The organism is Glycomyces salinus, from assembly GCF_016428645.1.
GTDB classification, from domain to species: Bacteria; Actinomycetota; Actinomycetes; order Mycobacteriales; family Micromonosporaceae; genus Glycomyces; species Glycomyces salinus.
The window spans coordinates 1-12718 of sequence record NZ_JAELXW010000113.1 but is presented as its reverse complement, the minus strand read 5'-3'; the positions used below and the strand labels follow the sequence as shown (position 1 = coordinate 12718).

The 12718-nt window shown below is 70.3% G+C and carries 12 protein-coding genes and 1 pseudogene; 6 read left to right on the top strand and 7 right to left on the bottom strand.

Annotated elements, in window-relative coordinates:
• Positions 1–181 precede the first annotated feature (181 nt).
• Genes JFB92_RS21630 through JFB92_RS21620 form a run of 3 tightly spaced genes read left to right on the top strand, consistent with a single transcriptional unit; the run spans position 182 to position 1602 of the window.
• Positions 182–550, top strand: a complete 369-nt coding sequence (locus JFB92_RS21630) for an ArsR/SmtB family transcription factor (RefSeq protein ID WP_199043493.1) — start codon at positions 182–184, stop codon at positions 548–550.
• Positions 547–1032 (top strand): SRPBCC family protein, encoded by a 486-nt coding sequence (locus JFB92_RS21625; protein ID WP_199043485.1) that lies wholly within the window; start codon positions 547–549, stop codon positions 1030–1032. The genes JFB92_RS21630 and JFB92_RS21625 overlap by 4 nt, the downstream gene beginning before the upstream one ends.
• Positions 1033–1602, top strand: coding sequence for a maleylpyruvate isomerase family mycothiol-dependent enzyme (locus tag JFB92_RS21620; RefSeq protein ID WP_199043483.1), 570 nt, complete (start codon positions 1033–1035; stop codon positions 1600–1602). It abuts the gene before it with no gap.
• Positions 1603–1644: 42 nt separating this feature from the next.
• On the opposite strand, the gene JFB92_RS21615 is transcribed toward JFB92_RS21620, so the two are convergent.
• Together JFB92_RS21615 and JFB92_RS21610 are read right to left on the bottom strand one after the other, a co-directional pair.
• Positions 1645–2166, bottom strand: a complete 522-nt coding sequence (locus JFB92_RS21615) for a hypothetical protein (RefSeq protein WP_199043481.1) — start codon at positions 2164–2166, stop codon at positions 1645–1647.
• A gap of 37 nt (positions 2167–2203) precedes the next feature.
• Positions 2204–3031, bottom strand: a pseudogene (locus tag JFB92_RS21610) (MFS transporter); the annotation flags it as partial.
• A 331-nt stretch (positions 3032–3362) separates the two neighbouring features.
• Here JFB92_RS21610 and JFB92_RS21605 point away from each other — a divergent pair.
• Genes JFB92_RS21605 through JFB92_RS21595 form a run of 3 tightly spaced genes read left to right on the top strand, consistent with a single transcriptional unit; the run spans position 3363 to position 5179 of the window.
• Positions 3363–4274, top strand: a complete 912-nt coding sequence (locus tag JFB92_RS21605) for a sulfotransferase (RefSeq protein ID WP_199043477.1) — start codon at positions 3363–3365, stop codon at positions 4272–4274.
• A gap of 37 nt (positions 4275–4311) precedes the next feature.
• Complete coding sequence (locus JFB92_RS21600; protein ID WP_199043475.1) at positions 4312–4725, top strand: helix-turn-helix domain-containing protein; 414 nt, start codon at positions 4312–4314, stop codon at positions 4723–4725.
• 34 nt (positions 4726–4759) lie between these two features.
• On the top strand, positions 4760–5179 hold the full coding sequence (locus JFB92_RS21595; protein ID WP_199043473.1) for a VOC family protein: 420 nt from the start codon (positions 4760–4762) through the stop codon (positions 5177–5179).
• Between the two features lie 51 nt (positions 5180–5230).
• Here JFB92_RS21595 and JFB92_RS21590 read toward each other — a convergent pair whose 3' ends face one another.
• From JFB92_RS21590 to JFB92_RS21570, 5 genes are all read right to left on the bottom strand, one after another.
• Positions 5231–6499 carry an ROK family transcriptional regulator gene (locus tag JFB92_RS21590; protein WP_199043471.1) on the bottom strand — a complete coding sequence of 423 codons (1269 nt, stop codon included), beginning with the start codon at positions 6497–6499 and terminating at the stop codon, positions 5231–5233.
• Between the two features lie 21 nt (positions 6500–6520).
• A complete protein-coding gene (locus JFB92_RS21585) occupies positions 6521–9100 on the bottom strand; it encodes a beta-galactosidase (RefSeq protein WP_199043469.1) in 2580 nt (859 codons plus the stop codon).
• A gap of 5 nt (positions 9101–9105) precedes the next feature.
• Entirely contained in the window at positions 9106–10041 is a 936-nt protein-coding gene (locus JFB92_RS21580) for a carbohydrate ABC transporter permease (RefSeq protein WP_199043467.1), read from the bottom strand.
• The gene (locus JFB92_RS21575) at positions 10041–10943 is read right to left on the bottom strand and encodes a carbohydrate ABC transporter permease (protein WP_372451676.1); all 903 of its coding nucleotides are present in this window, start codon (positions 10941–10943) and stop codon (positions 10041–10043) included. The genes JFB92_RS21580 and JFB92_RS21575 overlap by 1 nt, the downstream gene beginning before the upstream one ends.
• An 85-nt stretch (positions 10944–11028) precedes the next feature.
• On the bottom strand, positions 11029–12309 hold the full coding sequence (locus JFB92_RS21570; protein WP_199043463.1) for an ABC transporter substrate-binding protein: 1281 nt from the start codon (positions 12307–12309) through the stop codon (positions 11029–11031).
• Positions 12310–12718: the final 409 nt, after the last annotated feature.

Below are 12718 nucleotides of genomic sequence, written 5' to 3'. Positions count from 1 at the left end.
CTCGTCCGTGAAGCTACCGTACAAAGTAAGGATCCCCGACATAGCCCGGTTCGGATCGATCGGAAGTTCAGAACCGGCGGATTGCCTTCGTCAAACATAGGGGCGCGTATTCAACCGGTTGGTTGACAACGGTCAGAGGTCGGACTAGGGTCTTATTCAACCGATTAGTTGAGGATGATCAGTGGACGACAGTACGGATCAGCTCGATCGGGCGTTCGGGGCGCTCGCCGATTCGACTCGGCGGGACCTGGTGGCCCGGTTGGCTGTTTCGGACGCGACCGTGGGTGAGCTGGCCGAGCCCTATGACGTGAGCCTCCAGGCGATCTCCAAGCACGTGAAGGTGCTCGAGGAGGCCGGACTGGTGACACGCAGCAGGGACGCCCAGCGCCGACCGGTCCATCTGAACGCAGGGGCGCTCGACTCGATGACGACGTGGATCGAGCGCTACCGCCGAGAAGCCGAGGAACGCTACCGCCGCCTCGACGCCCTGCTGAGCCGGATGGCCGAGGGCGACGATGAGCGGCCGACCGACCAGGAGGACACACCATGACCAGGCAAGAGACAACGATCGCGGCCGACCCGAAGGTGCCGACGATCGAGATCACCCGGGAGTTCGACGCCGCGCCCGAGCAGGTGTACCGCGCCCACGTCGATCCCGACCTCTACACGCAGTGGGTCGGGCCGCGCTCGATCACCACGCGGATCATCCGGTGGGACGTCCGCACCGGCGGCGAGTGGGCCTTCGCCAACGACCGCGCCGGCGAGGAGGTCGCCGCCTTCTTCGGCAGCTTCCACGAGGTGCGGCCGAACGAGCGGATCGTGTGGACCTTCACCTACGAGGGTGAACCCGACGGAGTCGCGCTGGAGACGCTGACCTTCGAGGCGCTCGACGGCGGGCGCACGCGGCTGCGGGTGCTCAGCGTCGTCGAGGACTTCCAGGCCCGCGACGGCATCCTGGCCAGCGGCATGGACGAGGGCGTCCGCGAAGGCTACGAGAAGCTCGACGAACTGCTCGCCAAGGAATCCGAGTAGATGCCCGCGCAAGACGGCCCCGCCGAGCGGCACGCGCGGGACGCCGCCCGGTTCACCGCGCTGGTCGAAGCCGCGGCGGTCGAGGACTGGGCGCGCCCGAGCCCGGTCGCGGAGTGGACCGCGTTGGACGTGGTGAAGCATCTGATCGACTGGTCCCGCGGCTTCCTCAAGGGAGCGCGGATCGAACTGGAACCCCTGGACGTCGCGGTCGATCCGGCCGCCGCCTGGAGGCGGCATGTGTCCGACATCCAGGGCATCCTCGACGGCCCCGCCGGGCGGGTGCTCCACAACCCGCACACCGGCGACAAGCCCGTGGACGAGGCGATCGACGAGTTCTACACCGCCGACGTCTGGATGCACTCGTGGGACCTCGCCAAAGCGCTCGGCCGCGAACCGGAACTGGGCCAGGAGCGCTGCCGCGCCGCGCTGGCGGCCATGGAGCCGATCGAGCGGATGCTGCGCGACAGCGGCCAGTTCGGCCCGGCCGTGCCGGTCCCCGACGACGCCTCCCCGCAGGACAGGTTCGCGGCCTTCATCGGCCGCGACCCGTCCTGGCGGCCCGAAGCCTGACCGGCCCCCGCCGCAGGCCCTCGACCTGAGGCGGGGATTCGGCTACAGGGTCGGGCCCACGTCGGCGGCCTCTTGGATGATGTCGACGATCTCGACGGCGGGTTCGCTGAACGCGCAGCCGCCCTGGGCGTTCGTCACCGTGTCCTCGCCGACGGTCAGGGCCCAGCCATAGGACGGCTCCACTGCCGTGCACATCAAGTCGTTGTCGAGGTCCTCCGGGAAGTCGGGGTCCTGGGACAGTTCGTCGATGCGCGCGACCTGCTCGGCGGTGAGCGAACCCGAGTCGGGCCCGTCCCCGGTGCGCTCCCAGGAACCGTCCGACTCGATCTCCACGGTCGCCTCGAATACGACCTCGAGTTCGTCGTCCGTCTCGGTGACGCTGAAACTCGCTTCGGGCATCGTCGGGGGCGCGTCGCTGCCGGAGCCGTTGCTCGGGTCCTGGCTCGAGCCGCCACCGGAGCCGTCGCTCGGGTCCTGGCTCGAGCCGCCGCCGTCTTCGGCCTGGCCGCAGGCGGTCAGGGCGAAGACGGCGGCGGCGAGGATGCTGGTGATTCTCAACTTCATGCGTCTGAGACGCCATGGCCGCCTTCGCGGTTCCCGCTCATCGACGCCCGCGTCCGAGGCGCAGGACGAGGACGACGGCCATCACCGCGACACCGAAGACGCCGACCGCGCGGAACCCCGAGACGAAGGCGTCCTGGACATGGCCGAGCAGGACCGGGTCCTGCTCGGCGGCGGCCAGGCCGAAGCCCTCGACCCAGGATCCGGTGGCGCCGCCGGTGCTGGAGGTCAGCGCCGAGCGGTAGACGACCGTGCCGATGCTGCCGAGCACGACCATGCCGGTCGCGATCCCGATCTCGTTGGCGGTCTGCACCAGCGACGCGGCCGAGCCGGCCCGCTCCTGCGGGGCGCGCGAGATGACGTCGTTCATCAGGAACGGGACGACCGCTCCGATGCCGGCGGTGCTCAGGACGCTCCCGCAGACCATCGCGGCGAGCCCGGCCGCACCCTGTGCGACCAGCGCGAACGCCAGGAAACCGGAGGCCATGACCAGCGGGTCGGCCAGGGTGCGCTGGCGGCGGACGAAGATCGCGCCCAGCGCCAGGCCGACCGCGGCGGCGGCCACCGGGCGCCAGGACAGGCCCTCCCCGACGGCCAACTTGAGCGCGCCCACGGTGAGCAGGATCGAGGACAGCGACAGGGCCGCGCTCGGCAGGTCCGGGCGTCCGGCGGAGGTGGCGCGGTACTCCGGCAGCACGCGCGGCGCCGCGATCAGGACCACCGCCATCACCGGGACTCCGAGCAGGAACACCGAGCCCCACCACCAGTGCTCGATCATCACCCCGCCGACCAGCGGCGCGACCGCCATCCCGCCCATGAAGCAGGTCATGTACGCGCCCATCGCGGCCACGTTGCGCTTCGGGTCCGGGAAGAGTCGGCCGACTCAGGCGAGGCGCCCTTGACGGCGCCCTCACCACTACGTCGAAGCGGAATCGGCGGATTCGACATCGCGCCTGAAGAAATCCCGCGCCGCTTCCCGACCGGATCCTTCCGAGCGCGTTCGGCACCGGCTCCCGGATCAAAAACGGACACGAAGCGATAACATGCACATAACGAGTAGGTCTCTTCGATTGGTGGCGCGGTTTCTCGTTCGCGCCCTCGACTTCACGACTTCGCCCGCTTATGGTGGGGTGTGAAACGGCCCACATAAGGCAAACGGGCTGCGCCGCGGCCCGTCGTGGACCCACCTGGGAGGTCTCATGCGCGTGGTCTACGTGCTCGGACGCGGGCGCAGCGGAAGCACGCTCATCGGGCAGGTGCTCGGGGCGCTGGACGGATGGTTCTCGGCCGGCGAGATCCGCGTCCTGTGGGATCCGGTCCTCACTCACGACTCGCCATGCGCGTGCGGCGAACCGGTGCGGCAATGCCCGATCTGGTCGCGGGTGCTCGACCGGCTGGAGGACATGGACCGCGAGCAGGTGGTCCGCTGGCAGCACGAGGTCGTCCGCGAGTCCCGCCTGCCCTGGCTGCTGCGGGGAGGCGACTGGCCGGCGCTCGACGGCTACCGGAACGCCATGGCCCGCGTCTACGCCGCGATCGCCGAGGTCACCGGCTGCCGGACCATCGTCGACACCTCCAAGCGGCCCTCGTACGCGATGGCGGTGCGGGGCCTGCCGGGCGCTGACCCGTACTTCGTCCACTTGGTCCGCGACCCCCGGGCCTGCGCGTACTCCTGGCGGACCCGCCGGTACATCGGCGCCGCCGGCGACCCGGTGCGGACCCCCGGCACGGTCGACGCGACACTCCGCTGGGACCTGCTCAACCTCGGCGCCGAGGCCGTGCTGCACAGCGCAGGACCGGATCGGGCCCTCAGGTTGCGATACGAGGACTTCGCCGCCGCGCCTCGCGAGGCGGTCGACGCGGTCACGGCACTGGTCGGCGAGCCGCCGCCCGACTCGGCGTTCCTGGACGAGCGCACCGTGCGGGTGCCCGAGCGACACGAGATCGCGGGCAATCCGTCCCGGCGGGCGACCGGACCGGTCACCGTCCGGCCCGACGGCGAGTGGATGGACGGCCAGAGCCGCGTCGACCGGTGGCTGGCCAGCGCGGTCGCGCTGCCGCTGCTGAGGCACTACGGCTACCCGATATTCGCCCGCGCCGCCCACGAATGACGCGCGCTCGTCGGACCGGCGGGGCATGATCGATGCGATGACCGAATCCGTACGCCCGACCCCGACCGAGGACCAGAACCGGCGGCTCCTGCGAGCGCGGGACGCGATGGACCGCGACTTCGCACTCCCCCTCGACGTCCCGGGGCTGGCGCGGATCGCGCTCATGTCCCCGGCCCATTTCAGCCGCCGGTTCCGCGACACCTTCGGCGAGACGCCCCACCGCTACCTGCAGCGGCGCCGCATCGAGCGCGCCTGCGCCATGCTGCGCGAGGGCACCCGCTCCGTCACCGAGATCGCCCTCGCCGTCGGCTTCGACAGCCTCGGCACCTTCAGTCGCACCTTCACCTCGATCATCGGCCGCACGCCGACCCGCTTCCGCGAGGAGGCGATGCCGGTCCACGTCCCGGTCTGCTTCGTCAAAGCCTGGACCAGACCGAGCAGTTTCGGATAAGCGGCACCGGTCGACACGCGTTTAGGCTGGTCGCATGCTCAAAGGAATCAGCATTCACACCGTATTCGTCCTCGACCAGGAGGAGGCTCTGGAGTTCTACGTCGGCAAGCTCGGCCTCGAGGTCGGCAGCGACGTCGACTTCGGAGCCATGCGCTGGCTGACCGTCCGCGTCCCCGGACAACCCGACCGCGAGATCCTGCTGGAGGTTCCAGGACCTCCTCATTACAGCGAGGAGATCGCAGCGCAGATCCGCGACCTGCTCACCAAGGGCTCCCTGGGCGCCGCCGCGATCCTGACCGTCGACGACTGCCAGGCCGAGTACGAGCGTCTCGTCGGGCTCGGCGTCGAGTTCACCGAGAAACCGACTCAGCAGTCCTACGGGATCGACTGCGCGCTGCGCGACCCGTTCGGCAACCACATCCGCATGACCCAGCTACCCGACTCGGCCGAGTAGCGACCGAGAGCGTCCGGCGGTCCCGTGTCCTCCCGCGGACCGCCGGTGGTCTCACAGCGCGGTCGGGACCTTCGTGGTCAGCAGGCCCACGTCGCTCAGGAACCGCTCCAGTGCGATGGTGGCGATGCCGACCGCCACCGGCATCGTGTCGGCGCCGGCGGTCACTGAGCCCTTCCGCACGGACGAGACCTGGATGGCCAGGTCGGCCGCGGAGTCTCCGGGGGATTCCTCGCGCACCCAGCGCCGCACGGCCGGGACTAGGTGGTCGCCCAGCGCCCACGCCGTCCATCCGGTGAGGGTGATCATCTCGGGGTTGATGATCGCGACCAGGTCGGCGATCGAGGCCCCGAGGTAGCGGGCGGTGCGCTCGATCGTCTCCGCTACGGCCCGGTCGGGCGTCGGCGCCTCGAGCGCGGCGGGCAGGGCCTCGATGAACTCGCGCTGCATCGGCTCGGCCGCGAGCGGGTGGCCGGGGTCGATCTCGGCGAGGGTCCGCTGGATCCCGGCCACGCCGACGTACGCCTCCACGCAGCCCTGCCTGCCGCACCGGCAGCGGCGACCGCCGAGGGCCAGGAGGCTGTGGCCCCACTCCCCCGCGGTGTTCTGCGCCCCGCGCAGGACCTTGCCTTCCAGGACGATCCCGGCGCCGACGCCGGTGCCGAGGTTGACGGTGATCATGCTGGAGTGCCGACGCCCCTCGCCGAACCACAGCTCGGCCGTGGCGATCGCCTTGAGCGGGTTGTCGACGACCACCGGCAGCCCGATGCGCTCGCGCAGCCGGTCGAGGTGGTGCCAGATCTCATTGGGCACCACCACCGACACCGACGCGCTGCGCTGCATGCCGCCGGGGAGCGAGACGCCGACGCCGAGCACGTCCTCGCGCGCGGCGCCGACCCGCTCCAGCGCGGTCTCGAGCGCGCGCACGACCGCGTCGATGATGTAGTCGGTCCCACCGCGGTGCTCGTCCGTGGCGACCTCGGCCGCGCCGAGCTCGGCCAGTGCCGCGTCGAACACGGTCGCCCTGACGTAGGTCTCGGCCACGTCGACGCCGACGACGCGTCCGCGGTCCCCGTTGAGCCGCAGCGTCGTCGCCGGCCGGCCGATGCCGCCGCTCTCGGTCCTGACCTCGGAGACGATGCCGCCGGAGAGCAGGTCGCCCATGACCGTGGCGACCGTCGCCGTGCTCAAGCCCGTGACCCTGGCGAGGTCGCTGCGGCTGGCCTCCCCCGCCGCCAGCAGGGCGTGGAGGACGTCGAGCCGGGACTCGCTGCGGATGTCACGGGAGGTGCGCCTGGCGAGGGCCCTCTCTCTCCTGGGCATGGACACTCCTGCTCTGTGGGCTCACTCCGGCGAGGCGGCGGCGGTCACGCGCTCCAGGCGCGGGCCCGCGTCCCCTGTGGTCCCGCGGACCAACAGTCGGACCGTACCCGAATTCCACTCGCTCGGCAGCCATAGCCTTCCGGGGTCGCCGCCGGTGAACCGCGGGCGAGCCGGGTCCTCCAGCCAGACCCTGCCCAGCAGTTCCCCGTGGGCGAAGGCGCTGACGCGCGCCTGCCGGCCCTCGAACCGCAGGGAGAGGCCCCCGGTCGGCACCGCCAGGTCGAGCCACGCCTCCTCGCCCGGGGCGGGCTCGAACGGCAGCTCGATGTCCCGCCCGCCGCTCCGGCGTCCGGAGAGTGTGAGGATCGCCTCGTCAGGCTGCGGTTCGACCCGCCAGTCCCGGACGGGGTCGAGGCGGAGCAGCACCGCTCCGCCTTCGGAGACGGGCCAGTGCGGCACGGTCACGGCCACGTCCCGGCCTTCGCCGGGGGCCAGGTGCAGCCACGGGTCGTCCGGGCTCACGGTGCGGGCCTCGCCGTCGACGGCGACCTCGCAGGGCACGGCGAGCCCGTCCAGGTGCAGCGCGTGGTGGCTGCGGCCGTCGATCGGCAGCGCACGCCGGTAGGTGACCGGCCGCCCGATCCGGGTGCTGCTCCAGCCGCCGAGCGAGCGCACCGGCGCCGGGCGGCCCGCCCACTGCCGGGCGCCTTCGACCGTCCACAGCGCGGAGACGTCCTCGCTTCGGGCGACCGACCAGACGCGGCCGAGGCCGCGCAGCGAGCCGAGCGCGAGGCCGGGCAGGCGGGCGTCGTCGAAGTTCGAGTGCCCCCAGGTCTCGACCGTGGCCTCCAGGCCGGTCGCCCCGCCGGTCGGCACGCGGACAGTGGCCCCGAAGCGCGCGATGCTCGGCAGCGCGCGGCCGTCGAGCGCGAGGTCGACGATGTCGCCGGCGCCCTCCAGCAGCAGTTCGTCCACGCCGTCGACGGACGCGGCGTAGTGGGTGCGTCCGCGGTGGACGCCGACGGCCTCGGAGGCCGGGGCGAGGTCGTGCGCGACCGTCTGGCCCGAGCGGGTCTCCAGGTCGAGGCGGCGTGCCGCGGTGAGCGGCTCGGGCTCGCCCGGTTCGGCGGTCTCGGGCGCGGCCCAAGGCGCGGGCACGTCGTCGGGGTGGGTCACGACCAGTTCCCACTGGGCGCGGCCGGAGCGCACCGTCCGGCGGACCGGCGCGCCCGGGGTGGGCGCGTCGAGTTCGACGGTGGTCGGTTCGGCGTCGTCTGCGGCGAGCACGACCATGGCGGCCGTGCGCGAGGCCAGTTCGATCCCGTCCGGGCCCGCGCCGACGAGGTCGGCCGAGGCCAGGAGCAGGGTGCCGGGCAGTCCGAAGCGTTCCAGCGGCAGGTCGCGGACGACCAGCGGGCACGAGAACGGCGGCAGTTCCACCACCGCGTCGGGCAGGCCGTCGCCGGTGCGGATCGTCGCTCTTCCCGGCCGGTCGCTCAGGTTCGGGACGCCGGTGACGGTGCCGCCGCCTTCGAGCGCGAGCTTCGACGGGGAGGCGCTGGTGGGGACGGTCGCGTCCGTGACGTCCTGGTCGGCCGCGGTCGCGGCGGCGCGGGTCAGGGCCGGGCCGAGCGTGCGGGAGAAGGCCGCCAGCACGCGGGCCTCGGCGGCCTCGGGTCGCGCCTCGCCGACCGGGGACAGGTATCCGCCGAAGTCGTAGTCGTGGGTCATGAACCCGCCCGGGTCGCCCCAGTTGCCGACCGAGGGCGTGTACCCCAGGTCGAAGCCCGATGCCTGGAGGTAGGGGGCGAGCAGGGTCGCCCCGCTGGCCAGGAGGCGCCTCAGGGTGGTGTGGTACCGGTTGGTCTCGGTCACCAGCAGCGGCAGGCCGCGCTCGGCGACCAGGTCGGCGTAGCGGCGGACCTCGGGTTCGACGAACGGCGAGCGGTCGTCGGGGTAGAAGTTGAACGCCGGGGCAACGCCGTCGACGCCGCCGGTCGCGCCGTTCAGGTCGCCCTGCCCGGCGCACGCGACCAGCGGCACGTCGATGCCGTGCCCGAGCGCCATGTCCCGCAGCGCGGTGAGGTAGGCGTGGCGGTCGCGGGTGTCGAAGAAGTCCAGCTCGTTCTCCAGCTGGACGGCTATGACGCCGCCGCCGCGGCCCCATTGGCGCGAGGCCAGGATCGGCATGGCGCGGTCGAACCAGCCTCGGACGTGTTCGAGGAAGCGCGGCTCGGCCTGGCGCAGTTCGAGTCCGTCTTCGAGGCCGAGCCAGGCGGGCATGGCGCCGCCGTCCCATTCGGAGCAGATGTAGGGGCCGGGCCGGGCGATCACCGCCAGGCCGGCCTCGTAGGCGAGGTCGAGGAACGCGCCGACGTCGCGCCGCCCCTCGAAGTCCCACTCGCCCGGCGCCCGCTCGTGGAAGTTCCACGGCAGGTAGACGTCGATCGCTCGGTAGCCGGTGGCGCGGACGGCCGCGAGCCGCGACACCCAGACCTCGCGCGGGAGGCGGAAGTAGAACAGCGACGCGCACAGCAGCGCCTCCTCGCGTCCGTCGAGCACGATCCCGGAGGGTCCGAGCTCGACGGACACCGTGGACATTTCGGTCACTTCACACCTGCGCTTCCGCCCTGGAGGTTCATTTCGTAAAGGTACTTCTGTCCGAGGTAGTAGACCGCGATCATCGGCAGGGTCAGCACGATCGAGCCGACCATGACGAGGTTCCACGGCGGCAGCTGCATGGCGTTGCTCGTGCTCGTCATGTACTGGAGGCCGAGGGCCAGCGGCATGCCCTCCTCGGAGTTGAGGTAGATGAGCGGGCCCATGAAGTCGCCCCAGGTGAAGGTCAGCGTGAAGATCGCGATCGCGGTCAGGATCGGCCACATCATCGGCAGAATGATGCGCCGGTAGACGCCGAAGTAGCCCAGGCCGTCCATCTGCGCCGCCTCGTCGAGTTCGCTGGATATGCGGGAGACGAACTGCCGCACCAGGAACACGTTGAAGGCGTTGGTGAAGAAGTTCGGGACGATCAGCGGCAGCCAGGTGTTGACCCATCCGAGCTCCTTGAACAGCAGGAACTGCGGGATCATCGTGATCTGGGCGGGGATCATCATCGTGGCCAGCACGATCATGAACATGACGCCCTTGCCGGGGGCCCGCAGGCGAGCGAAGGCGTAGCCGACCAGCGAGGACGACAGCACCTGGCCGACCGCGGACAGGCCGGCGATGACGACCGAGTTGACGACGAAGCGCCCGACCGGCAGGCCGGTCTCGGTGAAGACGTCGGTGAAGTTCGTCCAGGTGAACTCGGTGGGGATGACCGTGAACGCGTTCTCCGCGCTGGTCTGGTCGCTGGCCAGGGAGATCGACACCATGAGCACGAACGGCACGAAGAAGACCGCCGAGACGAGGATGAGCACCGCATAGGTGGCCGGCGTGGCCTTGAAGGCCGAAAGCCGCCGCTCGTGAGTGTCGCCGCCGCCGTTCTTGCGGCCGCGCGGCTGATCGGCGTCGGCCTGAGGGGTCTGCGTGGCGAGTGCCATCAGCGCACCTCCGATTCGTAGAAGACCCAGCGCCGGGCCGTGCGGAAGGCGATCAGGGTGAACGCCATGATGACCAGGAACAGCAGCCACGCGACCGCCGAGGCGTATCCGAAGTGGTAGAAGGAGAACGCCTCGCGGAACAGCAGGGTCACCATCGACTGGCTCGCGTTGTTCGGGCCGCCGATCGAGCCGGTCTGCGCGGTGAAGATGTAGATCTGCGAGAAGATCTGGAACGCCTGGATGAGTCCCATTATCAGGTTGAAGAAGATAATCGGCGTGATCTGCGGGAACGTGACGGCCCAGAACTGGCGCACGGGTCCGGCGCCGTCGATCTCGGCGGCCTCGTAGAGCTCGCGCGGGATGCCGTTCATGGCCGACAGCAGCAGCACGGTCGCCGCTCCCGCACCCCAGGTGGAGAGCACGATCAGGCCCGGTTTGATCCAGTTGGCGTCGAGCAGCCAGTCCGGTCCCGGGATGCCGAACCACCCGAGCAGGTCGTTCAGCGGGCCCGAGGGCGCCAGGACCATCTTGAAGACCATCGCCGTCGCCACGAGCGGGACGAGCGTGGGCAGGTAGATGAACGTGCGGAACAGCTTGCGCCTGCGGACGCGCTTGTTGAGCAGGTTCGCGAGCCACACGCCGATCACCAGGCCCAGCGGGACGGAGATCGCCGAGTAGTAGAAGGTGTTCCCGAGCGCCTTCCAGAAGACCGGGTCTTCGAACAGCGCGCGCCTGAAGTTCTCCAGCCCGACCCATTCGGGCGGGGTGAACGAGTCCCATTCGGTGAGCGAGATGTAGATCGAGGCGAGCATGGGGCCGAGCAGGAACCCGACGAATCCGATCAGCCACGGCGAGATGAACAGCCAGAAGTAGAAGGCTTCCTTCCTGCCGCGCCGGGACATCTTGGAGGGACGCCGACCGGTGCGGCGCGACACGCGCGCCGCACCGAGGGCGTCGCCGAGGACATTCGACGACATCGTTTCGGCCCTACTGGACGATCGACTCGAGTTGGGACTGGACGTTGTCGAGTTCGGCCTGCGCGTCGCCGCCCTCGTTCCAGAAGGTGCCGAGGTTGTCGTTGATGGCCGCCTGCATCTCGTTCCACTCGGGGATGAACGGCGCCCGGAAGATGAACTCGGAGGACTCGGCGAACGCCTCCATGTTGAGTCCCTCGGGGGCCCACTCGGGGTTGAGGAACGCGTCGGACTCCTGGACGTGGATGTTGGCGGGCACGTCCTGTGCGTTGTCGATGATGACCTCTTGGGCCTCGGTGTCGGTGAGGAAGTCGATCGCCTCGAACGCCTTGTCGGGGTTGTCGCTGTCGCGCGAGATCGCCAGGCCGGAGCCGAAGGCGGTCACGGCCTGCTGCTCGCCGCCCCACAGCGGGGCGATGTTCCAGTTGAAGTCGGCCTCGGCCAGGCCGCCGATGGCCCAGAAGCCGGTGGTGTTCATCGCGACGGTGCCCGCGGCGAACGCGGGGTCGCCGCCCATGTCGGGGCCCATGTCCGCGTACTCGGCCGCGGTGGGCGCGTAGTGGTACTCGTGGACCAGGTCGTTGGCCCACTGGGCGGCCTCGACGACCTCGGGAGAGTTGATGGCCGGGTCGCCGGAGTCGTCGATGATCTGCCCGCCGTTCTGGTAGACGAAGCTCCACCACTGGGCCCACCAGCCGGCGCCGGAGTAGCCCCACTGGCCCTCGGGCTCGGACAGCTGCTCCATGGCGCTCTGGGCGTCGTCCCAGTTCCATTCGGCGCTGGGGTAGTCCAGTCCGGCGTCGTCGAACAGGTCCTGGTTGTAGTAGGTGATCATCGCGCCCGAGCGGTCGGGGATCGCGTACACCTCGTCCTCGTAGGAGTAGAGGTCGCCGACGGGGCCGAAGCGGTCCTGGAGGTCCATGCCGGAGGACTCGACGTACTCGTCGAGGGGCACCAGCTGGCTCTTGGAGGAGTAGGAGTTGACGTTCTCGGCCACCTGCATGATGTCGGGTCCGTCGCCGCCGGCGATCATCGTCTGGACCTTCTGCGCGTACTGGTCCGACGGGATGAGCTGGAGGTCGATCTGGATGTCCGAGTGCTCGGCCTCGAGGAGGTCGATGCGGGCCTGGTAGGTCTCCTTGTCGAGGTCACCGCCCCAGACGACCATCGTGAGGGTGTCGTCGCCGTCTCCGCCGTCGTCGCCGCCGAAACAGGCCGCGGTCGCCGCCGTCAGCCCCAGGGTCGCGGCGAGGGCGATTCCGGCGCGGACGCGCCGCCGAATCATGCCGTTCATGTCTTCCGCCTCTCTGCGGTAGGACGCCGACAGGCGTCGGCGCCGGGGGTTAAGACAGCCATAAATCTAACCATTAGATAAATGGCTGAATAGAGTGGAAGCGCTGCCAATCGATCACGAATTGATATCGGTAGATCAACTTCGGGCCCGCGACCGCCCGACGGTTGACGGCCCGGTGGGGCCGCGTCGAGTCGGGGTTCGAGCGGGCGGCGACGGAGAGGCGGGTGGACGGTCGGGGTCGGTGGCCGGGTGCGGGTCGTGTCGGGCCCGGCTTCGATCGGGCAGCGACGAGGAGCGGAGTGGATGGTCAGTGTCCGTGGCGGGATTTCAGGCGTGTTTTCACTTGGAGTGCAAGCGGGTCGGGCGTCGAACATGAATGCTTTCCCACCCTGTGGGTGATGGCAATGGC

Bases quoted from the DNA above. Each gene is read 5' to 3' on its own strand.
- JFB92_RS21625 (WP_199043485.1), top strand. From the start codon at position 547: ATGACCAGGCAAGAGACAACGATCGCGGCCGACCCGAAGGTGCCGACG.
- JFB92_RS21580 (WP_199043467.1), bottom strand. From the start codon at position 10,041: ATGGCACTCGCCACGCAGACCCCTCAGGCCGACGCCGATCAGCCGCGC.
- JFB92_RS21600 (WP_199043475.1), top strand. From the start codon at position 4,312: ATGACCGAATCCGTACGCCCGACCCCGACCGAGGACCAGAACCGGCGG.
- JFB92_RS21595 (WP_199043473.1), top strand. From the start codon at position 4,760: ATGCTCAAAGGAATCAGCATTCACACCGTATTCGTCCTCGACCAGGAG.
- JFB92_RS21615 (WP_199043481.1), bottom strand. From the start codon at position 2,166: ATGAAGTTGAGAATCACCAGCATCCTCGCCGCCGCCGTCTTCGCCCTG.
- JFB92_RS21590 (WP_199043471.1), bottom strand. From the start codon at position 6,499: ATGCCCAGGAGAGAGAGGGCCCTCGCCAGGCGCACCTCCCGTGACATC.
- JFB92_RS21620 (WP_199043483.1), top strand. From the start codon at position 1,033: ATGCCCGCGCAAGACGGCCCCGCCGAGCGGCACGCGCGGGACGCCGCC.
- JFB92_RS21585 (WP_199043469.1), bottom strand. From the start codon at position 9,100: ATGTCCACGGTGTCCGTCGAGCTCGGACCCTCCGGGATCGTGCTCGAC.
- JFB92_RS21605 (WP_199043477.1), top strand. From the start codon at position 3,363: ATGCGCGTGGTCTACGTGCTCGGACGCGGGCGCAGCGGAAGCACGCTC.
- JFB92_RS21575 (WP_372451676.1), bottom strand. From the start codon at position 10,943: ATGTCCCGGCGCGGCAGGAAGGAAGCCTTCTACTTCTGGCTGTTCATC.
- JFB92_RS21570 (WP_199043463.1), bottom strand. From the start codon at position 12,309: ATGAACGGCATGATTCGGCGGCGCGTCCGCGCCGGAATCGCCCTCGCC.